Below are 25,894 nucleotides of genomic sequence, written 5' to 3' on the forward strand. Positions count from 1 at the left end.
AGCCCAGATGAATACCGGCGTGGGGCCGGGATTCCAACCCCACGCTGACAAACTGCCAGACTCAGAGGGAAACCATGCCCTATCGTGCCCCGATCTCAGACTATGAATTCCTGTTTCGCAACGTGATCGGTTTTGACCAGATCGCCGCGACCGAGAAATTCTCGGAGGCCAGCGATGACGTTGTCAGCGCCATTCTGACCGAGGCCGGGAGAATGTGCGAAGAGATCATGGCCCCGCTTCAACGTCCGGGCGATCTGGAACCCGCGCGGTTGGAGAACGGCGTTTTGCGTACGCCTCCGGGTTACGCAGAAGGGTGGAAAGCGATTGCCGAAGGCGGATGGATCGGGATGAGCGGCGATCCCGAATATGGTGGCATGGGCCTGCCCATGACCATGACCACCGCCGTGAATGAGATGATGAGCGCCGCCTGCCTGTCGCTGCAACTGGCCCCGCTGATGACCCAAGGCCAGATCGAGGCGCTGGAGCATCACGCAAGCGATGCGTTGAAGGCGCTCTATCTGCCGAAGATGATGGCGGGTGAATGGTCGGGCACCATGAACCTGACCGAGCCACAGGCTGGCTCGGATGTCGGAGCGCTGACTTCGAAGGCCGAAGATAATGGCGATGGCACATATTCGGTGACGGGCCAGAAGATCTATATCTCATGGGGCGATAACGACTTTGCCGAGAATGTCTGCCATCTGGTACTGGCGCGTCTGCCCGATGGTGTGCCGGGGACCAAGGGGATTTCGCTGTTTCTGGTGCCGAAATACATCCCCGATGAAAATGGCAATCCTGGCGTTGCCAACGATTTGAAAGTCGTCTCGCTGGAACACAAGATGGGCCTGCACGGGTCCCCAACCTGCGTGATGCAGTATGACGGTGCCAGAGGCTGGTTGGTCGGCAAAGAAAATGGCGGGATGGCCGCGATGTTCACCATGATGAACAACGCACGTCTGGGCGTTGGTGGTGAGGGCGTCGGTGCGGCCGAAGGAGCCTATCAGCACGCGCTTGCCTATGCGTTGGAACGCAAGCAAGGCAGGACGCCCTCGGGCACGATCATCGACCACGCGGATGTACGGCGGATGCTGATTTCGATGCGTGCGGATGTATTTGCCGCGCGAGCAATCATGCTGGCCAATGCAGCTGCGATCGACATGGCGCAGGCCACGCGTGAGGCCGATTGGGCTGCACGGGCCGCTTTGCTGACGCCAATCTGCAAGGCCTTCGGGACGGAAACCGGGATGCGTGTGTCTGAGACCGGGGTGCAGGTGCATGGTGGCATGGGCTTCATCGAAGAAACCGGCGCTGCGCAATACTACCGCGATGTCCGCGTAACCGCGATCTATGAGGGCACCAATGGCATTCAAGCCATGGATCTTGTGGCGCGCAAGATGATGGATGGGGGTGAGGCGGCTTCGAACCTGCTGGATGAGATCGAGGATCAGGCCGAAAAAGCCCGCGCCACTATGCCCGAGCTTGCCGGCCCAGTGTGGGAGGCATCTGAGACACTGCGTGAAGCCACAGAGTGGATCGTTGCGCAATCAGACATGAATAACCGCTTTGCCGGGGCGTCAGCCTTTCTCAAGGCCTTTGCGCGGGTGCTGGGCGGGCATTACCACCTGTCGGCGGCTCTGGCCGATCCCGATGGACCGCGCGCAAAACTGGCGCGCTACTACATCAACGCGCTGCTGCCCGAGCATACAGGCTTGCTGGCACAGGCGCAGAACGGGGCTGATGACCTTTATGCGCTCAGCGCTGAGGAGTTGGCGGTTTGATGGATGGCGAGGGGCCTCAGGTGATGCGTTATCCGTGGGTTGAACCGCCTGCACCCGGCGAATGGGTCGAGGTTGCAGAAGGTGTTCTGTGGATCAGGCTGCCTTTGCCCATGGCGCTGGATCATGTGAATGTATATGCGCTGGATGATGGCGATGGCTGGACGATAGTCGACACCGGGCTTTCGTCGAAGAAAACACGTGCCATCTGGCAGACCCTGATGGAAGGGCCTCTGGCCGGAAAGCCAGTACACCGGGTTGTGGTCACCCATCATCACCCCGACCACGTCGGCAATGCAGGCTGGTTCCAGACCGAACACGGGGCCGAGCTTGTGACCAGCCGCACCGCTTGGTTGTTCGCCCGAATGCTGACGCTGGACGTCCAGGAGAACTGGCCGAAGGAAACGCTCGATTACTACCGCAGCGCCGGGATGGATGCGGATGTGCTGGCGGGCCGGATGGCTGAACGTCCCTTCAACTTTGCCGACACCGTCTACCCCATGCCGCTGGGCTTTACCCGTGTCAAACAAGGCGACGTGATCCGCATGGGCGGGCGCGACTGGGACGTCCACATGGGCAACGGCCACGCACCTGAACACTGTACCTTTTGGAGCCGCGACGACAATCTGGTGTTGACCGGAGATCAGATTCTCAGCTCGATTAGCTCGAATCTGGGTGTCTATGCGACTGAGCCGATGGCAGATCCGGTTGCTGATTGGCTGGAAGCCTGCGAACGCCTGCAGCCTCTGGCCCGACCCGATCATCTGGTTCTGGGCGGGCACAAGCTGCCCTTCACTGGACTGCCTATTCGGATGCGTCAACTAATCGATAATCACCATGGCGCGCTCGAACGTTTGCTAAGCGATCTAGATCAGCCCAAGACCGCAGCCGAGTGCTTTGCCCCGCTGTTCAAACGTCAGATCAAAGGCGGCGAATACGGCCTCGCGCTGGTCGAGGCGGTTGCACATATGAACCATCTCTACCACATTGGAGCGGTCACCCGGACGCGCCGCGCGGACGGGGCGTGGGAATATCAGCGCAAAGGGTAAAGCAATGGACAAGATCGAAACATCGGCGGAAGCCGCCGAATCCGCAGCATTACCCCGTTGCTATGAGGTACATGCCAACCCCGATGCCGCATCGGGTAACAAAGATTTGCCTAAGCCGTTGCAAAAGCCGGTCGAAACCAAGAGCCCTGCTCAATGGGCCTATGAGCGGCTGATCATGTATATCCAGAATTTCGAAAAGACGTTGGATGGCGATCACGAGGTTGCCATGGGCTTTACCGGGGGTGACGCGGGTGTCATGCGGATCGAGGGCATGGGCTACTTTGATCCCGATATCATCACCTTTTATGGCTCGGACGGCGGCGGGGCCAAAACCCAGCTGGTTCAGCATGTCAGCCAGTTGAATGTGATGCTGCGCGCATTGCCCAAGACGGTCGAAGACAAACCGGCCAATCGCATCGGATTCCGGCTGGCGGCTGATCTGGAAGACAGCTAACGCGCACCCTTGCAATTCACGCTTTCGCAGCCTTGAATGAGTTCACCATTCAGGAGGGCGCCGCGTGACCAATTTCTCAGCCGTAACAACCGCCTATCGCGGCGCTTGGGCCCAGCGGCGTGTTTTTGTGCCTGTCTATGTTGCTGTGCGGTTGTTGCTGGTTGCATTGATCGCCCCCGGCGTTGCCATTGCCGTCAATCTGGCCGTTTCACTGTCGGATCAATCCGCATTGACAGATCAGGACATTGCTATGTTCTTGCTGTCGCCTGCAGGGTTCATCGCGGCGGTTGCGGTGCTCAGCCTGTTCCTGCTTGCTGAAGTCTTTGTTTTCTCTGTCATGGCAGGATCGCTGCGAATGGGTGAGAACGACTCGTGGCGCGCGGGCAGCGCTTCGATCCGCCTGATCTTGACGCGCGTACCTGCGCTTTTCGGATTTGCTGCGCGGTTTATTCTGAGGGTGCTCTTATTGGCTTTGCCGTTTGTAGTTGTGGCCGGTGTGATCGCGTGGTGGACGCTGACGGAATACGACATCAATTATTACCTCACCTTCCATCCGCCTTCGTTCTGGGTGGCGGTGGTTCTGATCGGCTTTGTGGTGCTCTGCCTGGCCTGGGTTCTGATCCGCAGGCTTTCGGCCTGGGCGCTGGCTCTGCATCTTGTGTTGTTTGAAGATTGCGAACCTGCCGAGGCTTTCTCAGTTAGTACTGATCGGATGGAGGGTAAACGCGGCCGCCTTAAGATTGAACTGGCCCTGTGGCTTGCGATTCGTCTGTTCATTGCGGCGCTCATCGCGGGTGCCGCCGGTGTGCTGTTTGATCTGGTGCCGTTGCAAGAAAGCGCGAACCTGCGTTTTGCGCTGATTTTCAGTTTTATTGTCGCGGGCTTATGGTCATTGGCAGGGCTTGTGCTCGCTGCAATAGCACTGGGTGCACTGGCGGTATTGTTGGATGGGTTCTTCGAAACGCAAGCCAACGAGGTTCCCCACCCGGAGCCGGGCAACCTACGCGCGCCGCTCTATGCGGTTGTGGGTGGCGCAACTATTGCTTTGCTGATCGGCCTATGGTCCGGGCAGGAATTGCTCGAGCGAATTCAAGCGCCCGACCATGCCGATGTCATCGGGCATCGGGGCGCGGCGGCGATACGGCCGGAAAACACCATGGCTGCGGTGTTGAAGGCGATCGAAGATGGCGCCGACTGGGTCGAGATCGATGTTCAGGAAACAGCAGACGGTGTGGTTATCATCACGCATGACAGTGATTTCATGAAATTGGCCGGTGTGCCGCTCAAGGTCTGGGATGCGACGATGGAGGATGTGGCCGAGATCGATGTCGGCAGTTGGTTCGGCCCGGAATACGCCTCGGAACGGACGCCGACGCTGTATGATGTGCTTGAGGCTGCCAAAGGTAAGTCCAAAGTCATTATCGAGCTGAAATACTACGGCCATGACGTCGATCTGGAAAACCGCGTCGCTGCGATTGTCGAAGAACTTGAGATGCAGGACGATATCGCCACCATGTCCCTGAAGTATCCTGCGGTGCAGAAAATGAAAGCGCTGCGCCCGGATTGGCGCGCAGGAGTATTGGCCGCCACCGCGATTGGCAATTTGTCGGGGCTTGAGGGCGATTTTGTAGCTGTGAACGCAGCAACGGTTTCGCCGGGTCTGATCCGATCGGTCCACGATGCGGGCAAGGATATCTATGTCTGGACGGTGAACGACCCATTGCAAATGTCGGCCATGGCCTCGATGGGGGTCGACGGGCTGATTACCGACCGTCCCGCGATGGCCCGCGAAGTGTTGCGCGTCCGCGCTGAAATGGGGCCGGGGGAGCGGTTGATGTTGTGGCTGGCAACGACCTTTGGCCTGTCGATCGAAACCTCCGAGATGCGCGATGCAAACCCATAGACTCGCCGCCCTTTTGGCCTGCTGCGTGCTTCCCGCCAATGCGCAGGACTTGATGCGCAGCGTTGAAATGCCCGCGCACAGGGCGTTAGTCGAGTCGATGGAAGGCGCTGAGTTGACCCCGTTTGAAACCGATGGCTGCTCGGGTGGATTATCGTCAAGTTGGCGACTAGTCGCTGAGACCTTCCCCAAGTTCAGCTTGCTGTACGAAGAGCATCCCCCGTGGGAGTATTGCTGCGTCACACATGATCGCGCCTATCATAACGCGGGTGGTGCGTCACAGGCCGAAGCCAGTTTTGATGCGCGTCTTGCTGCTGACGAAGGACTGCGCCTTTGCGTCGAAGCCCACGGTGATACCCATGCCGAGGACTATGCTGCGCGCTATGATATGACGCCGGATCAGATTCGCTCGGTCCATTCGATTACATCCGAGGCAATGTTCCTTGCGGTACGCTTTGGTGGTGGTCCGTGCAGCGGTCTGCCCTGGCGCTGGGGGTTTGGTTATCTCGGCTGCACGATCTTTGGTCCAACTGCGCGCGAATGACGTCGTGACAGGCCCTGATTTTTACATTATTCAGCATTCCAAACACGCGAATTGGGATTCTTTGAAACATGGCTGAACATAAGCACGGCGAGATGGACATCACCGTTCAAACCAAAACCTTCGACGGGTTCATCAAATTCACCACCTGGTTTGTGGTGGCAAGTATCTTCCTTTGCATTTTCCTGGCGGTATTTGCTGCCTGATCATTTTCTGCGGCGTACCACCCATGTTCAGGATTTTAATAGCCTGTCTGCTGGCGGCGACAGTTGCTGGGTGCGCTGGTTCACAGCGCCCGCAGGCTGAGTCCTCTGAAATCGCATCCCGGTCCTATCGTGATCCGGGGCCGTCGACACTGACGCTTTATACAATGATCAGCACGCGCACCGGGTCGGGGGCGCATACGTCGCTGATGATCAGTGGTAGCGAGAGGGTGATTTTTGATCCTGCGGGATCCTTTCGTGCCGACGTAGTACCGATAAAGAACGATGTGCTTTATGGCATTACGCCAAATGTCGAGCGTGCCTATCGCAGCAGTCACGCGCGCGAGACGCATTATGCCCGTATCCAAACTATCCAAGTGACGCCGCAACAGGCGGAAATCGCGCTTCAACTGGCCAAACAGATGGGTCCAGTTGCCGGGGCATTCTGCGCGAATTCAACGGCACAGCTTTTGCAGCAGGTTCCAGGGTTCGAGCAAATCAGAACCACATTCTATCCGGTGAAACTGTCTGACCAGTTTGGTCAGATACCGGGTGTTGTCACGACGGAGTATCGCGAAAGTGACTCGGCCGATCTGCAGCAGGGTCTGGCCGAAAACAACGCGCGCCTGAACCAGATTGAAGCAGCCTCAACCAACTAGGTAGAGCAAACCATAAAGCGTGGCGGCGCCCGTAAAAATCGCCGCCAGAACGTTCTTTGTGACGTACCCGACTGTTAACGCAACAGCAGCAGCAGACATGCGCGGCAAATCAGGCTGGCCGTCGGTGGCGGATGGCCAGACCACAAGTGGCGCGATCAGGGCAGGAATAATCGCGACTGCCGTATAGCGCAGGTGGCGCAGCAGCCAGGGCGGCATCGGGCGATCCCCAACCAGACCGATAAATGTGAATCTTAGAAGGTAGCTGCCAATCGCAAGGCCGATGATTATGATCCAGATGGTGGTGCTATCGATCTGCGTCATGACTTATTCCGTTCCAGCATCAGTTCGACCTGTGCACCGGCGGCCATTCCTGCGGCACCTGCGATTAGAAGGCCTAGATTGAAGGGCACAGCAACCGTCAGCAAGGCCACCACGATCGCAACCAATGCCGCCACCACATGGGCCAACGTGCGCATCATTGGCCCGATCATGGCTAGAAAGGTGATTGGCAATGCGAAATCCAAGGCCCAACTTTCTGGTATCTGCGTTCCCAGAACCGCGCCCAGATACGTGCCCAAGACCCAAAGCGGCGTAATCGGTGTGACCGAGCCAAAGAAATAGATCATGCGCTGTGGCACGGTCATATCGGGTTCTTTTTCAAACCGGATCATCGAGCAGGCATAGGATTGATCGACGATCAGATAGGCCGCGCAGGCGCGCTGCCACAGTGGCGCTGCGCCCAGATAGGGCGTTAGCGAGGCCGAATACATTGCAACCCTCAAATTCACCGCCAGTGCAGAAATCAAGACGATCACGGTGGGCGTATTGTCCTGCAGCAATTGCAACGCGGTGAATTGCGCAGCACCCGCAAATACGGTGGCGGAAAAGGCCATGGTCTGAATGATGTTCAACCCCGCCTCGGTTGCAAAGACTCCGAACAGCAGGCCGAACGGCATGGCAACGAAGACGAATGGTGCCCCGTCGCGAAAACCTTTCCAGAAGTATGACTTGGGTGTGGCAGAGGCCATGGCTAAATCCTATGGTGTTGCGAGCAGCAGTAGCCGTCTTGGGAAGGGGTTGCAATTGGCCAAGGAATTCGACCTGTCAGACTACCTAATTGCCCCTGATCCGGGCGCGGCGCGACTGACCCGCGCGGTTGAAGGCGTAGATCAGAATGGAGAGGTCAGCCAGATCTCGGTAGTCGAGGAGCGCCCGTTGACGATCTTTCTAAATTCGCAGGAAATCGTGACCGCGATGACCATTGGTGACTACCCCGAATATCTCGCACTGGGGTTTCTGCGTAATCAGGGCATGCTGCTGGCCGATGATCAGATCACGCGGGTCGATTACGACGATGATCTGGAAACCGTTGTCGTGCGCACCGCGCGTGAGACTTCGTATGAGGACAAGCTGAAGAAGAAGACGCGGACAAGTGGCTGCGCAGTGGGTACCGTTTTTGGCGACATGATGGAGGGGTTGGAGGACGTGCTTTTGCCGCAGGTCTCGGTGCGCACCTCGTGGCTCTATGATCTGGCAGCCAAGATCAATCGCACGCCGTCGCTGTATCTTGAGGCCGGGGCGATCCATGGCACCGTGCTGTGCTGTGAGAGCCGCCCGCTGGTCTATATGGAGGATGTGGGCCGCCACAACGCCGTCGACAAGATCGCGGGTTGGATGTTGTCCGAGGGAGAGGGCGCCGCAGACAAGATCCTCTACACAACCGGTCGCCTGACCTCGGAGATGGTGATCAAAACGGCAATGATGGGGATCCCGGTTCTGGCATCGCGGTCGGGCTTCACCGCCTGGGGCGTTGAAATCGCGCGAGAGGTCGGCCTGACGCTGATCGGTCGCATGCGCGGGCAGCGGTTTGTATGTTTGTCTGGCGAAGACCGTTTGGTACGTGACGTTGATCCGACATCCGTGGCTGTCGAGGACAAGAAACATCGTAGGAAAAGTGCCAATGGCTGAACGGACACCAAAACTGTTGGGCGTTATTTTGGCAGGTGGCCTGGCGACTCGCATGGGGGGAGGCGACAAGGGGTTGTTGCAGATCGGCGGGGTTAGCCTGCTGGATCGTGTGATCAATAGGTTCTCGCCTCAGGTCGAGGCTCTGGCTCTGAATGCCAACGGGGATGCATTGCGATTCAATGAACTGGGATTGCCTGTGATTGCGGATTCGATCGATGGCTTTGCGGGACCACTTGCCGGCGTTCTCGCTGGACTTGATTGGGCTGCAGAACAGGGTGCCCAGTCCATTGTGACAGTCGCCGCTGATACACCGTTCTTTCCGCGAGATCTGGTGGCGCAACTGGTGCGGGCTTCCGAAGGGCAAAAGCACCCTCTTGTTCTGGCAACCACTCCGCGAACTGGCGAAGAGGCCTTGAAATCGGGGGGGTCCAGGCGGGTGAACAGGCACCCGACATTTGGTCTCTGGCCTGTTGCGTTGCGCGATGATCTGCGGGCGGCACTTGAGGGTGGTTTGCGCAAGGTTGTCCTTTGGACTGACAAGCATGACGGGCGAGAAGCGCTGTTTTCGGCCCAGCCGTTTGATCCCTTCTTCAACGTCAACACACCCGATGATCTGGTACGCGCTGAAACCCTGTTGGAGCTGGCATGAGACTCTACGGCGTCATCGGTTGGAAAAACGCGGGCAAAACCGGGCTTGTGGAGCGACTGGTGGCCGAAATCACTGGACGTGGGTTTACCGTCTCTACCATTAAACATGCCCACCACAGTGTCGATGTCGACCAGCCGGGAACAGACAGTTACCGGCATCGCGTGGCTGGGGCGTCCGAAGTGCTTTTGGCATCGGGTCAGCGTGTTGCTCTGATGCAGGAATTGCGCGGAGCACCAGAGCCAAAACTGGATATCTTGTTGGCACGCTTGTCTCCGGTTGATCTGGTGCTGATTGAAGGGTTCAAGCGTGAACACCACCCCAAAGTGGAGGCATTTCGTACAGCGCCTAGAAACCCGCTGATCTCGACGGAAGATGACTCGATCCGTGCGGTTGCCAGTGATACGCCATTGAAGCTGGATCGCCCTGTTTTTGATTTGAACGATACGGCGGCAATTGCTGATTTCATTCTTGGGGAGGTCGGACTATGAGCAAGCCGGACATATCGCCTCCACCCCTGCGCAATGATTGCTTTGCCTTGCCCGCCGGGGTGAACTGGACGCCGGTCGACGACGCACTGGCATTGCTCCGGGACAGATTGACCGTGGTAACAGGGGTCGAAAGCGCGCCGCTGATGCAGGCCGCCGGTCGCATTCTGGCAGAAGATGTGCAGGCCAAACGGTCAAACCCACCACAGCCCAACACCGCTGTTGATGGGTACGGATTTGCCGGACCAGTGGCGGGTGGCCCTTGTGTCTTGCCCTTGGTTGAAGGTCGCGCAGCGGCCGGTGTTCCGTTTGGCGGTAAGGTTCCCTCGGGCCATGCCGTACGCGTGTTGACCGGGGCTGCGCTTCCGGAGGGTGTTGATACGGTTATTCTGGAAGAGGATGTGACCCTCGATCAGGGTCACATTGCGTTCCGAGGTCCATTGAAAAAAGGTGCAAACGCACGAAAGGCTGGCGAAGACGTGGTCGAAGGTGCGCTGGCCTTGCCTGCAGGGCGACGGCTGACACCCGCTGATTTGGCACTTTTGTCGGCAATTGGGTTGGCCGAAGTGTCGGTGTACAAAGTGCTGCGCGTCGGGGTGCTGTCGACCGGGGACGAATTGGTCGAGCCCGGTGACATTGCCGCACCAGGGCAAATCTACGACGCCAACCGTCCGATGCTGTTATCGCTGGTCGAACGAATGGGGTTTGAACCGGTTGATCTTGACAGCGCCGAGGACAGCCGGGAGGCGTTGGAGGATCATCTGGATCAAGCCGCTCGGCGGGTGGATGTGATCCTGACCAGCGGTGGGGCCTCTGCCGGGGATGAAGATCACGTCTCAGCCCTGTTGCAAGAGGCCGGGGCGATGCAGGAATGGCGCATCGCGCTGAAACCCGGACGGCCTTTGGCGTTGGGCATGTGGGATCAAACGCCGGTGTTCGGCCTGCCCGGCAATCCGGTGGCCGCAATGGTCTGCACGTTGGTATTCGCCCGCCCCGCGCTGAGCTTGATGGCCGGAGCAGGTTGGCAGGAACCGCAAGGGTTCGACGTGCCTGCCGCATTTGAAAAGCGCAAGAAACCGGGTCGCCGCGAATATCTGCGCGCCCGCATCCGTGAAGGACGGGCCGAGGTGTTTCATTCAGAAGGGTCCGGCCGGATAAGCGGGCTGAGCTGGGCCGAAGGGCTGGTTGAAATCGAGGACGGTGCGCGTGATATTCAGCCGGGTGATCCAGTACGATTTATCCCATACGGAAGCTTTGGGCTCTAATCAGTCAAACGTCCCTGCAACCCGTCCCAGCAGCATAAAAGCGCGCGCGGTACGCGTCTCACCCAATGCGTTCAGTTCGGCGTCGCTGGCGTCGGGTTCGAACTCAACGATCATGTGATCGAAGCGCCGCAGGAAATGGTGTGCCGCATCGCGAAAGATCGGATCCTGTTTCATCCGCGCCGCCGTCAGCGCCAGCGAAGACCGGTCCCGGATACCGCCCAACGCAGCCACCGAACGCCCGCGGGCGCCTTGCGCAAACTGCCGCCAGATCTCGGGCCGGGCCATATCGGGGCGCAGGTCATCCATATAGATGCCTTCCTGACTAAGCAGGGTCAGAACATCCTGTGAGGCCTGAACAAGTTGCGATGCCTTGCGATCCTTCAACGCAAGACGCAGCGCGTCGAAACCCGCCTCGTCGCTCTGCGTTTCGGGGAAGTTCAGGGCGCGGATGAAGATGTTGGTTGGCAACGGGGCCGCAATCTCTTCCGCAGGCGTGCCAAGTTCCAAGGTGGTTTGATTTGCAGGTTCGGATGCGGGCTTGCTGGCGCGTGCAGGTTCGCTGCGATTGGTTGAGAATGTGGCTAATGCGCTCTCGGTCTTTTTGGCACTTTCGGCGATTTCATCCAGTTTCTTGCCGACCGTCGGTTCATAGGTGCTGGTCGCGCGCTGTTGTTGCACCACATAGCTGTTGCGGATTGCGTCGATAGCGGTTTGCAGACGCGCGCTTTCTTCGCGCATAACGCGACTGGCGCGCATCGCCAACGCTGCAACCCAGATCATCGCCACTGGCATAAACACCGCCAGAAATGTGACGATAAATCCGCCTTCCTGTGCCCCGGGGAGCACCAGAAATACTACTGACACCACCAGCCAGATCAGGCTGAGCACAACAGCCGCGATCTCGATCTCGGTAATCGAGGGATGCGCGGGCCGATCGTAGATTCCCAGCGAGGTCGGTTTCTCGGGTTCTTGCTCGGGCTCAGACCCTGACATGATAAATGCTCCGGTCAGGCGTATTCGATACTCAGAACTTCGTAAGAGCGTACACCGCCGGGGGTGCGAACCTCGACACTGTCGCCTTCTTCTTTGCCGATCAGGGCGCGGGCGATCGGGGATTTGATATTCAGGAGGCCATTTTCAATATTGGCTTCATACTCACCGACGATCTGCCAGGTCTTTTCTTCGTCGGTATCTTCATCAACCAATGTCACCTTGGCGCCAAACTTGATCGCACCCGACAGCTTGGCGGGATCGATGACGTCGGCAAGCGACAGGATGCCCTCAAGCTCTTTGATGCGGCCCTCGATAAAGCCCTGCTTTTCACGAGCGGAATGGTATTCCGCGTTCTCTTTCAGGTCACCGAGTTCGCGGGCTGAGGCAATCGCCTCGATGATCGCCGGGCGCTCGACGGATTTCAGGTTTTTCAGCTCTGCCTCGAGCGCGGCATTGCCCGAAGGCGTCATGGGGATCTTTTCCATAGTCTTGTCGTCCACGCATAAATGTTACGCCCCGCCGCACAAAAGCGTCGGGGCGAAGGATGGGTTGGCAATTACCTGACCCAAATGGAGCGTGAATTGCAAGAGGGGAGGCGCGGGTTGTCAGTAAACTCGCAACTTAGCGCCGCCGTTTAGGAGGTTGATTGCGCCGGTGGCGCTGCCCCAACAGCTCCCCGCGTCGCCAACGGCTGGCATCGTGCCCAAGCCACAACATCTCAATCATACTGAACCACCTCGAATTCGATGCCGTTGTCGTCGCGGAAATAGAAGCGCCGCCCGGGCTCATAATCAGCGTGGTTGTGAGGTTTGAACCCTGCTTTGCGAACCTTTTCTTCGGTGGCTTCGATATCTTCGACCAGCACGCCCACATGGTTCAATCCACCCACGATATCATAGCTGCTTTCACTTAATGGCTTAGGATCATCGGGGGCGTAGAGCGCCAGATAGGTGTGAGCGCTGCCCACATGCACTGTGTAGCCACCGGCAATGGCCGGGCCTTCCCAGCGTGTTTTCCAGTCAAAGACTTTCTGCATCCACGCCGCAGATGCCTTTGGGTCGCGGACCGTGAAGTTGGTATGTTCCAGAGTCGCCATCATAGGATCTCCTTCCTGATTTAAGGCTTGTCCCGACTCACCGTAATTTCTAAACCTAACTTTAGGTCAAGGGATTTTTTTTGGAGAATGTTATGGCTGTTTCCGAAGGATTGGCGATTGGTGCTTTGGCTCGACGGACGGGGTTAGCTGTGTCGGCGATCCGGTACTATGAGGCGCAGGGTTTGATATCTCCGTGGCGAAACGCGGGTGGTCAGCGACGGTATCAGCGTGCCGATATTCGACGGCTAAGTTTTGTGATGATCGCACAGCAGTTCGGCTTGACCCTGCCAGAAATACGAGAAGTGCTTTTGGAACTGCCCGGTAATCGAACACCGACGCCGCAGGACTGGAAAAACATCAGCGAAGGGCTGCGCACCCGGCTGGATCAGCGAATCGATACGCTGATGCGGTTGCGCGACAATCTGGACGGCTGTATCGGCTGCGGCTGCCTCAGCTTGCCTAAATGTAAGCTTTACAACCCCGATGACAGGGCAAAATCCCATGGTAGCGGTCCCAGATACCTGATGGGCGATGCGCCAGAGACTTGATGTGTCGAATAGCGTCATTGTTACGCCGTGTTTCGATTGACCAAAGTCTTTCCGACCATGTAATCAGCCGTGAAACAATATTGCGCCGACCAAGCGGTGAAAGCGCCAATTCGGAAAGTTAGCTAAGGAGCCCGCGATGGCCGAGATTGAACGCGAAGCGATGGAATACGACGTGGTGATCGTGGGTGCAGGCCCCGCGGGCCTGTCAGCGGCCATCCGTCTGAAACAGCTGGATGCCGACCTGAATGTCGTGGTTCTGGAGAAGGGCTCGGAAGTGGGTGCACATATCCTTTCGGGTGCTGTGCTGGACCCTTGTGGTCTGGATGCGCTGATCCCAGACTGGAAAGAAAAAGGCGCGCCGTTGAACGTGCCTGTGCATGAAGACAACTTCTACATGCTGGGTGAGGCGGGTCAGATCCGTATCCCCAACTTCCCGATGCCGCCGCTGATGAACAACCACGGCAACTACATCGTCTCGATGGGCAATGTCTGCCGCTGGATGGCCGAACAGGCCGAGGAACTGGGCGTCGAAATATTCCCCGGCATGGCCTGTTCCGAGCTGGTCTACGGTGAAAACGGTGAAGTCAAAGGCGTCGTGGCCGGTGTTTTTGGTCTAGAGGCCGACGGTTCTTACGGTCCTAACACTGAGCCGGGTATGGAGCTGCACGGTAAATACGTCTTCCTGTCGGAAGGCGTGCGCGGTTCACTGTCCAAGGAAGTCATCGCCAAATACGACCTGTCTGCCGGTAAAGAGCCGCAGAAATACGGCGTCGGCATGAAAGAGATCTGGGAGATCGACCCGGCCAAGCACAAAGAAGGCAGCGTCACGCACACCATGGGCTGGCCACTGGGCAGCAACGCGGGTGGCGGGTCGTTCATCTATCACCTTGAAAACAATCAGGTCTATGTCGGTTTTGTGGTTCACCTGAACTACAAGAACCCACACCTGTACCCCTACATGGAATTCCAGCGCTTCAAGCATCACCCGATGGTGGCCGAGCTGCTGAAAGGCGGCAAGCGCGTTGCTTACGGCGCGCGCGCGATCACCGAAGGCGGCTATCAGTCGATGCCGAAACTGGTGGCTCCGGGTGTGGCGCTGCTGGGCTGTTCGGCGGGCATGGTCAACGTGCCTCGCATCAAGGGCAACCACAACGCCATGCTGTCGGGTAAAGCAGCGGCTGAAGCCGCTTTTAACGCCATCAAGGCCGAGCGTTCGGGCGATGATCTGACCGCCTATGAGGCTGACGTTCGTGAAGGCGCAATTGGCGCCGACCTGAAGAAGGTGCGGAACGTCAAGCCGTTGTGGTCGAAATACGGCCTAACCGCCAGCCTGGTGCTGGGTGGCATGGACATGTGGACCAACACGCTGGGCTTTTCGCTGCTGGGCACGCTGGGCCACGGTAAGAACGACGCGGAATCGACGGAAGATGCCAGCAAGCATCAACCGATCGATTATCCGAAACCCGACGGCACTCTGTCCTTTGATCGCCTGACAAATGTATCGTTTGCGGCCACCAATCACGAGGAAAGCCAGCCTTGCCATCTGAAACTGGCCGACCCGGAAATACCGGTGAACGTCAACCTGCCTAAATTCGATGAACCGGCGCAGCGTTATTGCCCAGCAGGCGTCTATGAAATGGTCGAGGATGAAAACGGTCCGCGATTCGTCATCAATTTCCAGAACTGTGTTCACTGTAAGACCTGCGACATCAAGGATCCCAGCCAGAACATCACTTGGACAACGCCGCAAGGCGGCGACGGACCGAACTACCCCAATATGTAGGCAAGAACATGGGCGTTGGCAGGGTCGTGAAGGCTCTGCCATTGCCCTTCGCCCACCAAAGCCCTAGCTTATCCTTCAGGCAACGACAGTAAGGCAGGCAATCGGTGGTTTCCCTGGTAAGACGTACGGCACTGGCCGTTATTCTCAGCTCAGCAATAACGCTCCCGGCGGTAGCCGATACCGGGTCGGGGTCGTATCTGGCGGGGCGGCAGGCGATTTATCAAAGCGACTATCCAGCCGCCGAGCGGTATTATTCGCAGGCGCTTCAAGCAGATCCTAAAAACGCAAAACTGTTAGAAAACGTTGTTGTAGCGCGGTTGGCTCTGGGTGAAATCGAGCGTGCCTTGCCGGTTGCGAATGCCATCGAAGAACAGGATTTACCCAGTCAGGCTGCCCGGATGGTGATCGCGGCGAATTTGCTTGCAAGCGGAGAGCTGGATGAATTTCTGGCCCGTGACCCTGAGACACAGGGGGTTGGTCCTTTGGTCGATGGTCTGTTGATCGCATGGACACACATGGCGCAGGGTGCCATGTCCAAGGCGATGGAAGAATTTGATGCGGTTTCCACGCAGGAAGGGCTTAAAGAATTTGCGCTCTACCATAAGGCTATGGCCTTGGCATCGGTCGGGGATTTCGAAGGGTCCGAAGCGATTTTTGAGGCCGATAACGGTGCTGTTGCCCGTTTCTCGCGCCGCGCGGCGTTGTCGCGAACCGAAGTTTTGTCGCAACTCGACCGCAACGAAGACGCGCTTCAATTCCTTGAAGATGTGTTCGCTGCAGGAAGTGACCCGACCATTGAAGGGTATGTAAGTCGCCTGACTAATGGCGAAACGTTGCCGTTTACACATGTGCAATCTGCACAGGGCGGCATGGCCGAAGTGTTCTATTCAGTGGGTGCGGCACTGAGCGCCGAGGCCGCGCCCGACTATGTACTCCTCTATATTAGGGCCGCGACGTTCCTGCGCTCAGACCACATCGACGCCATCCTGTTGAGCGCAGAGCTGCTGGACGGGCTGGAGCAATATGATCTCGCCGTTGATGTCTATCGGCAGGTGCCACCGACAAGCAGCGACTATCACGCTGCCGAGTTGGGACGCGCCGAAGTGCTCAGCCGTTCCGATCGCAAAGATGCGGCCGCCGAAGTGTTGCAAAACCTTGCAGCGCAGAGCCCCGATTTGCCGGGTGTACATGTGGCTTTGGCAGATCTTCGGCGTCAGCAGGAAAATTATACGGCGGCAGTTACGTCATATGACAAGGCCATTGCTCTGACCGAAGAAGGCGCGGGCAGCAACTGGTTCCTGCACTATGCACGCGGGATATCCCATGAACGTCTCAAGAACTGGGAGATGGCCGAGGCCGATTTCCGGCGCGCGCTTGAGTTAAATCCGGATCAACCGCAGGTGCTGAATTACTTGGGGTATTCGTTGGTTGAACGAAAAGAGAAGCTGGATGAAGCGCTTGAGATGATAGAACGCGCGGTCTCTGCGCGGCCGGACAGCGGCTATATTGTCGACAGTTTAGGGTGGGTGTTGTTCCGCCTGGGCCGGTATGACGAGGCGGTTGATCACATGGAGCGAGCCGTTGAGCTGATGCCTGTCGATCCGGTGGTGAATGATCATCTGGGCGATGTTTATTGGGCTGTAGGTCGTGCTCGCGAGGCGGAGTTTCAGTGGAAACGTGCCCTGTCCTTCATCGACCCCGAAGACCCCGATGGAGAGGCCGATCCTGAGCGTATTCGTCGTAAGATTGAGGTAGGGCTGGATACTGTCTTGCACGAAGAGGGCGCTGAGCCATTGAAAGTCGCCAATGAAGGCTGAGGCATTCGCCCCCGCCAAAATCAACCTGACCCTACATGTAACCGGCCAGCGAGACGATGGCTATCATATGCTGGATTCATTGGTTGCCTTCGCAGATGTCGGGGATCGACTTACCTTTTCTTCGGGACCCAACCTGGCATTGTCGGTAGCGGGTGAGTTCTCGAGCGGTGTGCCAATCGACCATAGCAATCTGGTCTGGCAGGCTGCCGAGGCGGCTGGCTGGACCGGCAGCATTCTTCTAGACAAGCAACTGCCCCATGGCGGCGGTATCGGAGGCGGGTCTTCGGACGCAGCCGCGGTCCTGCGCACGGCGACGACTCAGGGGTCCATAAACGCCAATGATATTGCCTTGTCGCTGGGGGCAGATGTCCCGGCATGCCTATACGCTGCTGCGGCGCGAATGCGAGGTATAGGTGAGCAGATCGAACCGATTAATTTGCCGCCATTGCCAGTTCTTCTTGTTAATCCGGGGATCGCAGTTCCAACCGGGCCCGTGTTTTCTGCGCTTCAAAGTCGAGAGAACGCGCCGATGCCAGCGAGAATTCCTACGTTCAAAACGCCAGTAGATTGTGCGGCGTGGCTACGGAATCAGCGCAATGACCTTGAAGCACCAGCGATGACGGTAGCCCCGGGAATTGCAGCTGTCCTTGATGCACTGAGGGATACACGCGACGTGTTACTGACCCGCATGTCAGGTTCAGGCTCTACCTGTATGGCGCTTTATCCAACCCTGAAAGCGGCCCATTTCGCCGCCTACGAGATCGGAGCCGCGCAACCCAACTGGTGGTGCCGCGCGACAATGCTTAGTTGAGGCGCGAAACAACATAGTCCGCCAGATCGCCTAGCAATGTGCGGATTTCGTGGTCAGGAACGGCTTCCAATGACGCCTTCGCCTTGGCTGCCCAGCCGAACGCATCTGCGCGGGTAGCTTCCAGCGTGCGGTATTTGGCCATCAGCGATAGGGCGTAGTCCAGATCGCCTTCTTCCTGACGTCCGCGCCCTATCGTGCGTACCCAGAAAGCATGTTCATCAGCGGTGGCTTGCGCCACAGCTTTAATGACGGGCAGTGTTAGCTTTCGCTCGCGGAAGTCATCACCGACATTCTTGCCGGTGACCGCGCTATCACCTTGATAATCCAAAAGATCATCAGCGATCTGGAAGGCAACCCCAAGCGCATCACCATAATCGTAAAGCGCTTTGACTTGAGCATCGTTTGCGCCGGCAATGACACCACCAACCTCGGTTGCAGCCGAGAAAAGCGCGGCAGTCTTCCCGCGCACGACTTGCAGATAGACACCCTCATCCGTGCCCAGATCGGTGGCTGCTGTCATCTGCAGCACTTCACCTTCCGCGATCGTGGCCGACGCGTTAGCCAGAATATCCAGAACCCGTAGCGAGCCCGTTTCAACCATCAGCTGGAAACTGCGGGAAAACAGATAGTCGCCAACCAGAACGCTGGATTTGTTGTCCCATAGCAAGTTTGCGGTGGGCCGCCCACGCCGCTGCCCGCTTTCGTCCACGACGTCGTCATGCAAAAGGGTCGCGGTGTGGATGAATTCGACAGTCGCGGCCAGCTTAACGTGATGGTCGCCGGAATAGCCAAATAACTGTGCAGCAGCCAATGTCAGCATTGGGCGCAGGCGTTTGCCACCTGCCTCAACCAGATGTGCAGTCACTTCGGGGATGCGTGGGGCATGTTCCGACGCCATTCGGGTCCGAATCAGCGTATTCACCGCTGCCATTTCACCCGCCAACATCTCAGCCAGACGCTCATGCGGTTTCGAGATCGTGCTGACGCTCATCACACTCCTGATACAAGGCTCGACATCCCAGTCACCTTGCCCTTACATCCATCCCCATGAAAGAACTATTGCGCAGCACCGATCCGACAATCCTGGCTTTTGCAACGGCTCTCCTTGAGGGCGAGGATATAGACTGCTTTCAGATGGACGTAAATATGAGCATCCTCGAAGGGGGCATAGGAATTTTCCCTCGTCGCTTGATGGTGCGCGCCGATGACCTGACCCGCGCCGAGCGCGTTATGCGTGATAACGAGATACCGCTGGGGCGATGAGCTTGTTTTTCGACAATGAGCTGACGCTGAATGATTTTCTGGGTGGTCGTGTGCGATTATGGCAACCAAAGACAGGGTATCGCGCTGGCGTTGATCCTGTCTTGCTGGCCGCTTCGGTTCCTGCCCTCAAGGGTCAGTCGGTGTTAGAGCTCGGATGTGGCGCGGGAGCCGCTATTTTGTGTTTGTTGGCACGTGTTCCGCAATTGCAGGCGACAGGGGTCGAACTGCAACCCGCTTATGCGGAACTGGTGCGTCGAAATGCCACTCAGAACGCTATGGACCTGTCGGTGGTCGAGGCTGATCTGAGCGCGCTACCCAGAGACCTGAAACAAGCACAGTTTGATCACGTCATCGCTAATCCGCCTTATTACAGGCCGGGTGCACATAGCCCATCGACCGATCCGGGACGGCAGATTGCTTTAGGTGAAAACACCCCACTAACGGAGTGGATAGATGTCGCGGCCCGGCGGTTAGCACCACGAGGATACTTGCACATGATCCAGAAAGCGGATCGCTTGCCAGACATACTGGCTGCCTGCAGTGGCCGCTTGGGGTCGGCCGAAGTGTTGCCGCTTTCTGCACGCTTGGGCCGCCCGGCCGAGTTGGTGATTCTACGAGCTCGTAAGGGAGGTCGTGCCAGCTTTCGGTTACAATCTCCGCTGATAATGCATCAGGGGGATCGGCACCTTAAAGATGGTGAAAGCTATACTCCCGAGGTTTCGGCGGTGCTGCGCGATGGCGCCGCATTGGCCGGATTCGCTTCAGATCGGCAATGACCAGCCGAATTTGTCGGATTTATTACAGATTCTGTGCGTCTGCAGCGTGACAGCCTGGAAATGATGTGATCAACTTCTTACGTCATACTTACCAAACCAGAGAAGGAGGACCGCCATGAGCGTGAGCGCGCATCTGACGGAGTTGAAGAAAAAACACGAAATTCTCGGTCTTGAAGTAGAAGAAGCTCAACGCTCACCTGGTATTGACGATCTCCATATTGCACAGCTCAAGAAGCAGAAACTGAAGCTGAAAGAAGAGATCGAGCGCCTGTCGGCCTAAGCCTTCAGGCTGGCGCGGGCAGCGATTGCAGCGCCACCGGTGACAAGCAAGGCCGCGATCGCCAATCCCCACGACGGGGCGGCGATCCCGGCCAGAACCAATACAAGCGTCGATAGCAAAGGTGCCGCGTATGAAGCGGTGCCGAGGATTTGAATATCCCCGCGTTTAACTCCGATATCCCAAACATAGAACGCCAGCCCGACCGGGCCCAAACCCAAGGCGAGGGTTGAGGCCCAGCCTATTGCGCCCTTCGGCCAGACTGTTTCTTCAATTGCAAAATGCAGCGCCCAAGAGGCTATTGCAGTGATGATGCAGAACACCGCAACCGAACTTGTCGGTACATCGCCCATCCTTCGCGACAGTACCGAATAGCCTGACCAAGTCAGCGCACACAAAAGGGCCAGCCCATAACCGGGCAGATGTTGCGCCTGAAACCCTGCACTGCTGCCACCTGTAATGATCACTGCAGCCCCGGCAAAGCCAAGGCTAGCGCCGATCAGGTGGCCAGGTTTCAGGTGTTCGCCGGGGAGCAAGCCGGACAGCAAAACAATGAGCAAAGGCCAGAGATAAGCAATCAGCCCCGCCTCAGCGGCGGGTGCCATACGCAGGGCTGAGAAATACAGAGCGTGATATCCGAAAAGCCCAATTGCACCGAACAGATACGTGGTCCATGCGATCTGGCCCAACTGCTTCAGACCGCCATTTGCTATAGTCCAGATCAAGCCCAAAGTTCCACCGATCGTAAAACAAATTGCGTTCAGCAACAGAGGTGGTGTGGGGGCTGAGCCCACGGTAAAAAAGGCCAGCAGGGACCACAGCAAGACGGCGACAAAGCCGATTGCGGTCGCACGGGAACGAGTCATGGGCGTCCAAGTTCCTTTTCTGGGATGATCTCAAAGTCGTCCCACATATGCGCGGTTTTTTCGATCTCTGCAAAGAACCATTCTCGGAAAGCAGCGATTTGTGGACGGTCTTTGGCTTCGGGCAGGCAAATGAATCGGAACCGCGCTTCGGTCTGCACCGCCACTTTGAACGGGGCGACAAGTCGGCCTTCGCTCACATCCTTGATGATTAAAGGCCGCCGCCCCAGTGCAACCCCCAACCCGGCGCAGGCTGCATCAATCGCGTGATCAGGTTGAGAAAAATGGGTGCCCGTTGCAGGTGAATACGACATACCAACGGCGCGGAACCAAGACGGCCAATCGCAACCAGGGGCGACCTTGAAGAGGGAATCATCAAATATCAGCGGAGCGTCACGCAGCGATTCGGGTGTTTGGAACCTCTCACGCAATTCAGGTGTCATAATAGGCGTCACCCAATCTGGTCTTGCGGCGTAGGAAGACAGGTCTGCGTCGTCAGATATTCCAAATCGGATCGCCGCATCCACATCATCCCGCCGCAAATCGACAACCTTTAGTGATGCGGATAGCCGCAGTTCGATGTCCGGATGTAATCGCGCAAACTCGAACAAGCGGGGGGCCAACCACTTTGCGGTCAAGGCTGGTCCGGCAGTGAGAGTCAGCGTCCCGCTGCTTTGCAACCTTCGTGTTGCAGCCCATGCTGTCTGTAGAGTCGTAAATCCCTCTGCTGCGCCGGGTGCTAATGTGCGACCGGCCTCGGTTAGTTCAACGGCGCGGTTCAGGCGGCGAAACAGCGGTTGCCCGAGGTGCTCCTCAAGCGATTTGATCTGAAAGGACAGAGCAGCGGGGGTGACGTGTAGCTCTTCCGCGGCCTTGGCAAAAGACATGTGCCGCGCGGCGGCATCAAAGGCACGCAATGCGGTCAATGGTGGCAGGCGGTCGCTCATCCAGTTAAAATATCCTTAACTGACTATACGAAAAAGCTCGTTTGTAGGCCAGATAAATATGCCTCATCATCGGAGCAAGTCAAATGAAACTGATCTGAGAAAGAGGCAAACATGATTGAGATGACAACCCATCCTTCGGTTCAGCGTGCCTTTCAAAAGGCGCATTGCGAGCGCGGCAAAGCGGTCAGGAGCATCTGGCGAATGATTTTTGGTTCCCGCTGACCGCAGCGCGCGCGGACTTACGGGATAAAAGAAGGGCCGGTCCTTGATGGACCGGCCCGTTTTCGTTCCAATGCCGTTGGTTCAGACGAAGAACTGTGCACCGTTGGCCGAAATGGTCGAGCCGTTGATGAACTGCGAATCGTCCGAGGCAAGAAAGGCGACGCAACGCGCAATCTCTTCCGGCTCACCCAGGCGACCTGCGGGGATCTGGCCAATGATCGATTCGCGCACTTTTTCCGGCACTGCCATGACCATTTCGGTCGCGATATAGCCGGGGCAGATTGCATTGGCGGTAATACCGGCCCGCGCGCCTTCCTGTGCCAGCGATTTTACAATACCCAGATCGCCTGCTTTTGTTGCGGCATAATTCACCTGGGCGAACTGACCTTTCTGGCCGTTGATTGAGCTGATCACGATGATCCGGCCGAACTTACGCTCGCGCATGCCCGGCCATACCGGGTGAACGGTGTTGAAGACACCCGTCAGGTTCGTGTCGATCACCTGATGCCATTGCTCAGGCGTCATCTTGTGGAACGGCGCATCGCGGGTGATACCTGCGTTGGCGACCACAATGTCGATCGGGCCGACCTCGGCCTCGACTTTTTCGATGCCCGCTTTGGATTCGTCGTAATCCGCAACATTCCATTTATAGGTGTTGATACCGGTTTCTTCGGTGAACTTTGCGGCGGCTTCGTCATTGCCTGCATAAGTGGCGGCAACATTATATCCTTCGGCCTTCAACGCCTTGGAAATTGCTGCGCCGATGCCGCGGGAACCGCCGGTTACGAGTGCTGTACGTGCCATTTAGGACTCCTCCAAATTTAGTCGTCTTGGTAATTCTGTTACTCTGAGAGTTGAGGGTGCGCAATATCGTTTCGTGATCGAATTAATCTTTCTGTCCGACGATATTGTCGCATCTAAGGGATATGATCCGATTGTAACAAAAAAGGGCGCCCTGTGGACGCCCTTTTGTAATTAGTTTTCAGCGCAATTAGTCGCGCTCCACGCACAATGCGACACCCATGCCACCACCAATGCAAAGGGTCGCAAGACCCTTCTTCGCGTCGCGGCGTTTCATTTCGAACAGCAGGGTGTTCAGAACCCGACAGCCGGATGCACCAATCGGGTGACCGATAGCAATTGCACCGCCGTTGACGTTCACAATCGACGGATCCCAGCCCATGTCTTTGTTCACGGCGCAGGCCTGTGCAGCAAATGCTTCGTTGGCCTCGACCAGATCCAGATCGTCAACCGACCAGCCCGCTTTTTCCAGCGCTTTGCGCGAAGCGTAGATCGGGCCGACACCCATGATTGACGGGTCCAGGCCGGCGGTCGCGTATGAGGTGATACGGGCCAGAGGCTCAATTCCGCGCTTTTCGGCATTCTCGGCCGACATCAGCAGGGTGGCTGCGGCACCATCGTTCAGGCCCGAAGCATTTGCCGCCGTGACCGAGCCATCCTTGGTGAAAGCCGGGCGCAGTTTGGCCATCGCCTCCATGGTCGCGCCATGGCGGATGTATTCGTCCTTATCCATCACGATGTCGCCTTTGCGGGTCTTGATGGTGAAGGGCACGATCTCGTCGGCGAATTTTCCAGCGTTTTGGGCTGCTTCGGCCTTGTTCTGCGAAGCAACAGCGAATTCGTCCTGCATGTCGCGGCTGATCTGCCATTTCTCGGCCACGTTTTCGGCGGTCTGACCCATGTGATAGCCGTTGAAGGCATCCCACAGACCATCGCGGATCATAGTGTCGATGTATTTCATGTCACCCATCTTGTGACCGGCGCGTAGAGCGGCGGCGTGGGGTGATAGGGTCATGTTTTCTTGTCCACCTGCAGCCACGATCTCGGCGTCGCCCAACTGGATGTGCTGAGCGCCCAGAGCGACAGCGCGCAGACCCGAACCGCAAACCTGATTGATGCCCCATGCCGCGCTTTCCTGCGGCAGACCTGCATTGATATGCGCCTGACGGGCGGGGTTCTGCCCTTGTGCGGCGGTCAGGACCTGACCCATGATGGTTTCGCTTACCTCACCCTTGTCGACCCCGGCGCGCTCGACAACGGCCTCCAGGACGGCAGCGCCCAAATCATGTGCGGGGGTGTTCGCAAACGAACCGCTAAAGCTACCGACGCCCGTACGTGCGGCGGATGCGATTACTACGTTGGTCATACAGTCAATCCTTTACCGTCATGGTCTTGTGGGAAATCTGACGGCGCAGGTCGTGGAGAGGCTTTCTCCGGATACAAGAGCGCCTCGGGTTCCCCGCTCCAGCATCTTCTGCAATACCGCAATGCTGCATCTGCAGCAACGGGCAGCTTGTCTCAGAGTTGACTGCGGTGTATCTTTGCGCGGCTTCTTTCTATCAACTACCTGTTTTTGAGGATTTTTCTTTGACCCAAGGTGGGGAGACCGAAGGTGCGCCGTACAAGAAGCCCTGCAGGCAATCGACCCCATTTTCGATCAGAAAAGCAGCATCTTCAGCGATCTCGACCGATTCGGCGATGACGAGAATTTCAAATTCACGTGCTACGGCGATCAGCGCGCGCACCAGCGCCTGATTGTCAGAGTTGTTACTGACGCCACGTATGAACTGCCCGTCGATCTTGGCGGCGTCGAACAGAAACTCGCGAAAATGGCGAAAGCTGAAGTTGCTGGCTCCGAAGTCATCCAGCGCGAAGGCGATCCCGCGGGCTTGTTGCTGATCCATGAAGTCAACTACCAGCTCGGGCACCTGCATGGCTGACACTTCAGAGATTTCCAGAATCAACCTCTCGCCCAGGCTTGCGTCTTTTTTCAGGAACCTATCCAGTACACGCGACCAGTTGGAATAACCGATGGATCGGGCGGACATGTTGATGGACAAGCGAATGCCGGGATTTCGGATCAGAGTTCGCAATCCCATCTCGAGCGCTATGCAATCCAGATCCCGACCGATGGGCGTGTTTTCAACCTGTGGCATGAACTCGCGCGCGGGTATGACGCGACCGGTTTCATCCAATACGCGGATGAACCCTTCGTAAAAGGCGATCCCTTGCGGGGGGTGAGCCTGAATAACGGGTTGAAACGCCAGCCTGCATTGCTTGTGCTTTACCGCTTCGGTGGCCATCTGAAGAACGGTTTGGTCCCGAAAGGTGACGGCGGCGCTCAACGGGTTGTCTGACCCTTCAGGTAGGTCCGCGCGCTTCCTGTTTCCCATGTTCTACCATTCCTCTGATCCCGACGATTACGGTCCGGACAGCAGTTTCAGGGAAGACAGGTAAAACCGGAGTTAACGAGCGTGTATTTATCTGCAGGTGTTGGGCCGGTGATCAGTGTGTGGACTGCCGGGCATGCCGCAGCGAAGCCGCCGCGCCAACCAGTGCTCCGAACAGTCCAAGCGCAGCCATAACAAAACCGAGACCCAAAATAGTCGGGACAGCTCCGTTGAGCGCGGCGGCCATGGTGACGACAAAACCCAGCAATCCAGTAGCGGTAGAAATTCTCAGCAATTTTGACATGTGGATCTCCGGAGAATGCTTACTTAAATCACCTCTCGGATATGGAGCACCTGTG

30 protein-coding genes are annotated in these 25,894 nt (G+C 57.4%); 18 read left to right on the top strand and 12 right to left on the bottom strand.

Going from position 1 to position 25,894, the window contains the following annotated elements:
• Positions 1–74: 74 nt before the first annotated feature.
• From ACR0JR_RS10770 to ACR0JR_RS10800, 7 genes are all read left to right on the top strand, one after another.
• Positions 75–1,778: an acyl-CoA dehydrogenase family protein gene (locus ACR0JR_RS10770; protein WP_480456137.1), complete on the top strand. Its 1,704-nt coding sequence runs from the start codon at positions 75–77 to the stop codon at positions 1,776–1,778.
• Entirely contained in the window at positions 1,778–2,824 is a 1,047-nt protein-coding gene (locus ACR0JR_RS10775; RefSeq protein WP_480456278.1) for an MBL fold metallo-hydrolase, read from the top strand. The genes ACR0JR_RS10770 and ACR0JR_RS10775 overlap by 1 nt, the downstream gene beginning before the upstream one ends.
• A gap of 4 nt (positions 2,825–2,828) precedes the next feature.
• A complete protein-coding gene (locus ACR0JR_RS10780; RefSeq protein WP_170544721.1) occupies positions 2,829–3,278 on the top strand; it encodes a DUF6173 family protein in 450 nt (149 codons plus the stop codon).
• A gap of 64 nt (positions 3,279–3,342) precedes the next feature.
• Entirely contained in the window at positions 3,343–5,181 is a 1,839-nt protein-coding gene (locus ACR0JR_RS10785) for a glycerophosphodiester phosphodiesterase family protein (RefSeq protein ID WP_480456138.1), read from the top strand.
• Positions 5,168–5,722, top strand: coding sequence for a hypothetical protein (locus ACR0JR_RS10790; RefSeq protein WP_480456139.1), 555 nt, complete (start codon positions 5,168–5,170; stop codon positions 5,720–5,722). Before ACR0JR_RS10785 ends, ACR0JR_RS10790 begins: the two co-directional genes overlap by 14 nt.
• 68 nt (positions 5,723–5,790) lie before the next feature.
• A complete protein-coding gene (locus ACR0JR_RS10795; RefSeq protein ID WP_480456141.1) occupies positions 5,791–5,925 on the top strand; it encodes an aa3-type cytochrome c oxidase subunit IV in 135 nt (44 codons plus the stop codon).
• Positions 5,926–5,948: 23 nt separating this feature from the next.
• Positions 5,949–6,581 (top strand): hypothetical protein, encoded by a 633-nt coding sequence (locus tag ACR0JR_RS10800; RefSeq protein ID WP_480456142.1) that lies wholly within the window; start codon positions 5,949–5,951, stop codon positions 6,579–6,581.
• Here the strand turns inward: ACR0JR_RS10800 and ACR0JR_RS10805 are convergent.
• Together ACR0JR_RS10805 and ACR0JR_RS10810 are read right to left on the bottom strand one after the other, a co-directional pair.
• A complete protein-coding gene (locus ACR0JR_RS10805; RefSeq protein ID WP_480456143.1) occupies positions 6,570–6,902 on the bottom strand; it encodes an AzlD domain-containing protein in 333 nt (110 codons plus the stop codon). The two genes, ACR0JR_RS10800 and ACR0JR_RS10805, sit on opposite strands and share 12 nt — an antisense overlap.
• Entirely contained in the window at positions 6,899–7,609 is a 711-nt protein-coding gene (locus ACR0JR_RS10810; RefSeq protein ID WP_480456144.1) for an AzlC family ABC transporter permease, read from the bottom strand. Before ACR0JR_RS10810 ends, ACR0JR_RS10805 begins: the two co-directional genes overlap by 4 nt.
• Here ACR0JR_RS10810 and ACR0JR_RS10815 point away from each other — a divergent pair.
• From ACR0JR_RS10815 to ACR0JR_RS10830, 4 genes are read left to right on the top strand one after another with little or no spacing between them, the layout of a single operon-like run.
• Positions 7,608–8,549 (top strand): formate dehydrogenase accessory sulfurtransferase FdhD, encoded by a 942-nt coding sequence (locus tag ACR0JR_RS10815; RefSeq protein ID WP_480456145.1) that lies wholly within the window; start codon positions 7,608–7,610, stop codon positions 8,547–8,549. The two genes, ACR0JR_RS10810 and ACR0JR_RS10815, sit on opposite strands and share 2 nt — an antisense overlap.
• On the top strand, positions 8,542–9,198 hold the full coding sequence (gene mobA / locus ACR0JR_RS10820) for a molybdenum cofactor guanylyltransferase MobA (RefSeq protein WP_480456146.1): 657 nt from the start codon (positions 8,542–8,544) through the stop codon (positions 9,196–9,198). The genes ACR0JR_RS10815 and mobA overlap by 8 nt, the downstream gene beginning before the upstream one ends.
• Positions 9,195–9,686: a molybdopterin-guanine dinucleotide biosynthesis protein B gene (gene mobB / locus ACR0JR_RS10825; protein WP_480456147.1), complete on the top strand. Its 492-nt coding sequence runs from the start codon at positions 9,195–9,197 to the stop codon at positions 9,684–9,686. Before mobA ends, mobB begins: the two co-directional genes overlap by 4 nt.
• On the top strand, positions 9,683–10,948 hold the full coding sequence (locus ACR0JR_RS10830) for a molybdopterin-binding protein (RefSeq protein ID WP_480456148.1): 1,266 nt from the start codon (positions 9,683–9,685) through the stop codon (positions 10,946–10,948). The genes mobB and ACR0JR_RS10830 overlap by 4 nt, the downstream gene beginning before the upstream one ends.
• Here ACR0JR_RS10830 and ACR0JR_RS10835 read toward each other — a convergent pair whose 3' ends face one another.
• The 3 genes from ACR0JR_RS10835 to ACR0JR_RS10845 all read right to left on the bottom strand — a co-directional run bounded on the left by ACR0JR_RS10835 (position 10,949) and on the right by ACR0JR_RS10845 (position 13,040).
• Positions 10,949–11,941, bottom strand: coding sequence for a hypothetical protein (locus ACR0JR_RS10835; protein WP_170474133.1), 993 nt, complete (start codon positions 11,939–11,941; stop codon positions 10,949–10,951).
• A 14-nt stretch (positions 11,942–11,955) separates the two neighbouring features.
• A complete protein-coding gene (gene greA, locus ACR0JR_RS10840; RefSeq protein ID WP_039540543.1) occupies positions 11,956–12,426 on the bottom strand; it encodes a transcription elongation factor GreA in 471 nt (156 codons plus the stop codon).
• A gap of 233 nt (positions 12,427–12,659) precedes the next feature.
• A complete protein-coding gene (locus tag ACR0JR_RS10845; protein ID WP_170474136.1) occupies positions 12,660–13,040 on the bottom strand; it encodes a VOC family protein in 381 nt (126 codons plus the stop codon).
• 89 nt (positions 13,041–13,129) lie between these two features.
• Here ACR0JR_RS10845 and soxR point away from each other — a divergent pair, with 89 nt between their 5' ends.
• From soxR to ACR0JR_RS10865, 4 genes are all read left to right on the top strand, one after another.
• On the top strand, positions 13,130–13,585 hold the full coding sequence (soxR, locus tag ACR0JR_RS10850; RefSeq protein ID WP_480456149.1) for a redox-sensitive transcriptional activator SoxR: 456 nt from the start codon (positions 13,130–13,132) through the stop codon (positions 13,583–13,585).
• A 136-nt stretch (positions 13,586–13,721) separates the two neighbouring features.
• Complete coding sequence (locus tag ACR0JR_RS10855; protein WP_480456150.1) at positions 13,722–15,368, top strand: electron transfer flavoprotein-ubiquinone oxidoreductase; 1,647 nt, start codon at positions 13,722–13,724, stop codon at positions 15,366–15,368.
• Between the two features lie 104 nt (positions 15,369–15,472).
• Entirely contained in the window at positions 15,473–17,185 is a 1,713-nt protein-coding gene (locus tag ACR0JR_RS10860; RefSeq protein ID WP_480456151.1) for a tetratricopeptide repeat protein, read from the top strand.
• Complete coding sequence (locus tag ACR0JR_RS10865; protein WP_480456152.1) at positions 17,175–17,996, top strand: 4-(cytidine 5'-diphospho)-2-C-methyl-D-erythritol kinase; 822 nt, start codon at positions 17,175–17,177, stop codon at positions 17,994–17,996. The genes ACR0JR_RS10860 and ACR0JR_RS10865 overlap by 11 nt, the downstream gene beginning before the upstream one ends.
• On the opposite strand, the gene ACR0JR_RS10870 is transcribed toward ACR0JR_RS10865, so the two are convergent.
• On the bottom strand, positions 17,989–18,987 hold the full coding sequence (locus ACR0JR_RS10870; RefSeq protein ID WP_480456153.1) for a polyprenyl synthetase family protein: 999 nt from the start codon (positions 18,985–18,987) through the stop codon (positions 17,989–17,991). The two genes, ACR0JR_RS10865 and ACR0JR_RS10870, sit on opposite strands and share 8 nt — an antisense overlap.
• 56 nt (positions 18,988–19,043) lie before the next feature.
• Here ACR0JR_RS10870 and ACR0JR_RS10875 point away from each other — a divergent pair, with 56 nt between their 5' ends.
• The 3 genes from ACR0JR_RS10875 (at position 19,044) to ACR0JR_RS10885 (ending at position 20,315) form a co-directional block, all read left to right on the top strand.
• Positions 19,044–19,259, top strand: coding sequence for a putative signal transducing protein (locus ACR0JR_RS10875; RefSeq protein WP_008755664.1), 216 nt, complete (start codon positions 19,044–19,046; stop codon positions 19,257–19,259).
• The gene (locus ACR0JR_RS10880; RefSeq protein ID WP_480456154.1) at positions 19,256–20,035 is read left to right on the top strand and encodes a tRNA1(Val) (adenine(37)-N6)-methyltransferase; all 780 of its coding nucleotides are present in this window, start codon (positions 19,256–19,258) and stop codon (positions 20,033–20,035) included. Before ACR0JR_RS10875 ends, ACR0JR_RS10880 begins: the two co-directional genes overlap by 4 nt.
• A gap of 115 nt (positions 20,036–20,150) precedes the next feature.
• Positions 20,151–20,315: a YdcH family protein gene (locus tag ACR0JR_RS10885; RefSeq protein ID WP_010443648.1), complete on the top strand. Its 165-nt coding sequence runs from the start codon at positions 20,151–20,153 to the stop codon at positions 20,313–20,315.
• On the opposite strand, the gene yddG is transcribed toward ACR0JR_RS10885, so the two are convergent.
• The 6 genes from yddG to ACR0JR_RS10915 form a co-directional block, all read right to left on the bottom strand.
• A complete protein-coding gene (gene yddG / locus ACR0JR_RS10890) occupies positions 20,312–21,178 on the bottom strand; it encodes an aromatic amino acid exporter YddG (RefSeq protein WP_480456155.1) in 867 nt (288 codons plus the stop codon). The genes ACR0JR_RS10885 and yddG overlap by 4 nt on opposite strands.
• The gene (locus tag ACR0JR_RS10895; protein WP_480456156.1) at positions 21,175–22,122 is read right to left on the bottom strand and encodes a transcriptional regulator GcvA; all 948 of its coding nucleotides are present in this window, start codon (positions 22,120–22,122) and stop codon (positions 21,175–21,177) included. Before ACR0JR_RS10895 ends, yddG begins: the two co-directional genes overlap by 4 nt.
• Before the next feature lie 303 nt (positions 22,123–22,425).
• The gene (phbB, locus tag ACR0JR_RS10900; RefSeq protein ID WP_010443651.1) at positions 22,426–23,148 is read right to left on the bottom strand and encodes an acetoacetyl-CoA reductase; all 723 of its coding nucleotides are present in this window, start codon (positions 23,146–23,148) and stop codon (positions 22,426–22,428) included.
• A 187-nt stretch (positions 23,149–23,335) separates the two neighbouring features.
• The gene (locus ACR0JR_RS10905; RefSeq protein WP_480456157.1) at positions 23,336–24,511 is read right to left on the bottom strand and encodes an acetyl-CoA C-acetyltransferase; all 1,176 of its coding nucleotides are present in this window, start codon (positions 24,509–24,511) and stop codon (positions 23,336–23,338) included.
• A 193-nt stretch (positions 24,512–24,704) separates the two neighbouring features.
• Positions 24,705–25,538: an EAL domain-containing protein gene (locus ACR0JR_RS10910; protein ID WP_480456159.1), complete on the bottom strand. Its 834-nt coding sequence runs from the start codon at positions 25,536–25,538 to the stop codon at positions 24,705–24,707.
• A gap of 112 nt (positions 25,539–25,650) precedes the next feature.
• Complete coding sequence (locus tag ACR0JR_RS10915) at positions 25,651–25,839, bottom strand: hypothetical protein (RefSeq protein ID WP_010443654.1); 189 nt, start codon at positions 25,837–25,839, stop codon at positions 25,651–25,653.
• Between the last annotated feature and the right edge of the window lie 55 nt (positions 25,840–25,894).

The sequence above is a fragment of the Ruegeria sp. AA3 genome (assembly GCF_056542905.1).

What these genes read in the sequence shown, in the direction of transcription:
- ACR0JR_RS10770 (WP_480456137.1), top strand. Translation starts at nt 75, where the DNA reads ATGCCCTATCGTGCCCCGATCTCAGACTATGAATTCCTGTTTCGCAAC.
- ACR0JR_RS10775 (WP_480456278.1), top strand. Translation starts at nt 1,778, where the DNA reads ATGGATGGCGAGGGGCCTCAGGTGATGCGTTATCCGTGGGTTGAACCG.
- ACR0JR_RS10780 (WP_170544721.1), top strand. Translation starts at nt 2,829, where the DNA reads ATGGACAAGATCGAAACATCGGCGGAAGCCGCCGAATCCGCAGCATTA.
- ACR0JR_RS10790 (WP_480456139.1), top strand. Translation starts at nt 5,168, where the DNA reads ATGCAAACCCATAGACTCGCCGCCCTTTTGGCCTGCTGCGTGCTTCCC.
- ACR0JR_RS10795 (WP_480456141.1), top strand. Translation starts at nt 5,791, where the DNA reads ATGGCTGAACATAAGCACGGCGAGATGGACATCACCGTTCAAACCAAA.
- ACR0JR_RS10800 (WP_480456142.1), top strand. Translation starts at nt 5,949, where the DNA reads ATGTTCAGGATTTTAATAGCCTGTCTGCTGGCGGCGACAGTTGCTGGG.
- ACR0JR_RS10805 (WP_480456143.1), bottom strand. Translation starts at nt 6,902, where the DNA reads ATGACGCAGATCGATAGCACCACCATCTGGATCATAATCATCGGCCTT.
- ACR0JR_RS10815 (WP_480456145.1), top strand. Translation starts at nt 7,608, where the DNA reads ATGGCTAAATCCTATGGTGTTGCGAGCAGCAGTAGCCGTCTTGGGAAG.
- ACR0JR_RS10810 (WP_480456144.1), bottom strand. Translation starts at nt 7,609, where the DNA reads ATGGCCTCTGCCACACCCAAGTCATACTTCTGGAAAGGTTTTCGCGAC.
- mobA (WP_480456146.1), top strand. Translation starts at nt 8,542, where the DNA reads ATGGCTGAACGGACACCAAAACTGTTGGGCGTTATTTTGGCAGGTGGC.
- mobB (WP_480456147.1), top strand. Translation starts at nt 9,195, where the DNA reads ATGAGACTCTACGGCGTCATCGGTTGGAAAAACGCGGGCAAAACCGGG.
- ACR0JR_RS10830 (WP_480456148.1), top strand. Translation starts at nt 9,683, where the DNA reads ATGAGCAAGCCGGACATATCGCCTCCACCCCTGCGCAATGATTGCTTT.
- ACR0JR_RS10835 (WP_170474133.1), bottom strand. Translation starts at nt 11,941, where the DNA reads ATGTCAGGGTCTGAGCCCGAGCAAGAACCCGAGAAACCGACCTCGCTG.
- greA (WP_039540543.1), bottom strand. Translation starts at nt 12,426, where the DNA reads ATGGAAAAGATCCCCATGACGCCTTCGGGCAATGCCGCGCTCGAGGCA.
- ACR0JR_RS10845 (WP_170474136.1), bottom strand. Translation starts at nt 13,040, where the DNA reads ATGATGGCGACTCTGGAACATACCAACTTCACGGTCCGCGACCCAAAG.
- soxR (WP_480456149.1), top strand. Translation starts at nt 13,130, where the DNA reads ATGGCTGTTTCCGAAGGATTGGCGATTGGTGCTTTGGCTCGACGGACG.
- ACR0JR_RS10855 (WP_480456150.1), top strand. Translation starts at nt 13,722, where the DNA reads ATGGCCGAGATTGAACGCGAAGCGATGGAATACGACGTGGTGATCGTG.
- ACR0JR_RS10865 (WP_480456152.1), top strand. Translation starts at nt 17,175, where the DNA reads ATGAAGGCTGAGGCATTCGCCCCCGCCAAAATCAACCTGACCCTACAT.
- ACR0JR_RS10870 (WP_480456153.1), bottom strand. Translation starts at nt 18,987, where the DNA reads ATGAGCGTCAGCACGATCTCGAAACCGCATGAGCGTCTGGCTGAGATG.
- ACR0JR_RS10875 (WP_008755664.1), top strand. Translation starts at nt 19,044, where the DNA reads ATGAAAGAACTATTGCGCAGCACCGATCCGACAATCCTGGCTTTTGCA.
- ACR0JR_RS10880 (WP_480456154.1), top strand. Translation starts at nt 19,256, where the DNA reads ATGAGCTTGTTTTTCGACAATGAGCTGACGCTGAATGATTTTCTGGGT.
- ACR0JR_RS10885 (WP_010443648.1), top strand. Translation starts at nt 20,151, where the DNA reads ATGAGCGTGAGCGCGCATCTGACGGAGTTGAAGAAAAAACACGAAATT.
- yddG (WP_480456155.1), bottom strand. Translation starts at nt 21,178, where the DNA reads ATGACTCGTTCCCGTGCGACCGCAATCGGCTTTGTCGCCGTCTTGCTG.
- ACR0JR_RS10895 (WP_480456156.1), bottom strand. Translation starts at nt 22,122, where the DNA reads ATGAGCGACCGCCTGCCACCATTGACCGCATTGCGTGCCTTTGATGCC.
- phbB (WP_010443651.1), bottom strand. Translation starts at nt 23,148, where the DNA reads ATGGCACGTACAGCACTCGTAACCGGCGGTTCCCGCGGCATCGGCGCA.
- ACR0JR_RS10905 (WP_480456157.1), bottom strand. Translation starts at nt 24,511, where the DNA reads ATGACCAACGTAGTAATCGCATCCGCCGCACGTACGGGCGTCGGTAGC.
- ACR0JR_RS10910 (WP_480456159.1), bottom strand. Translation starts at nt 25,538, where the DNA reads ATGGGAAACAGGAAGCGCGCGGACCTACCTGAAGGGTCAGACAACCCG.
- ACR0JR_RS10915 (WP_010443654.1), bottom strand. Translation starts at nt 25,839, where the DNA reads ATGTCAAAATTGCTGAGAATTTCTACCGCTACTGGATTGCTGGGTTTT.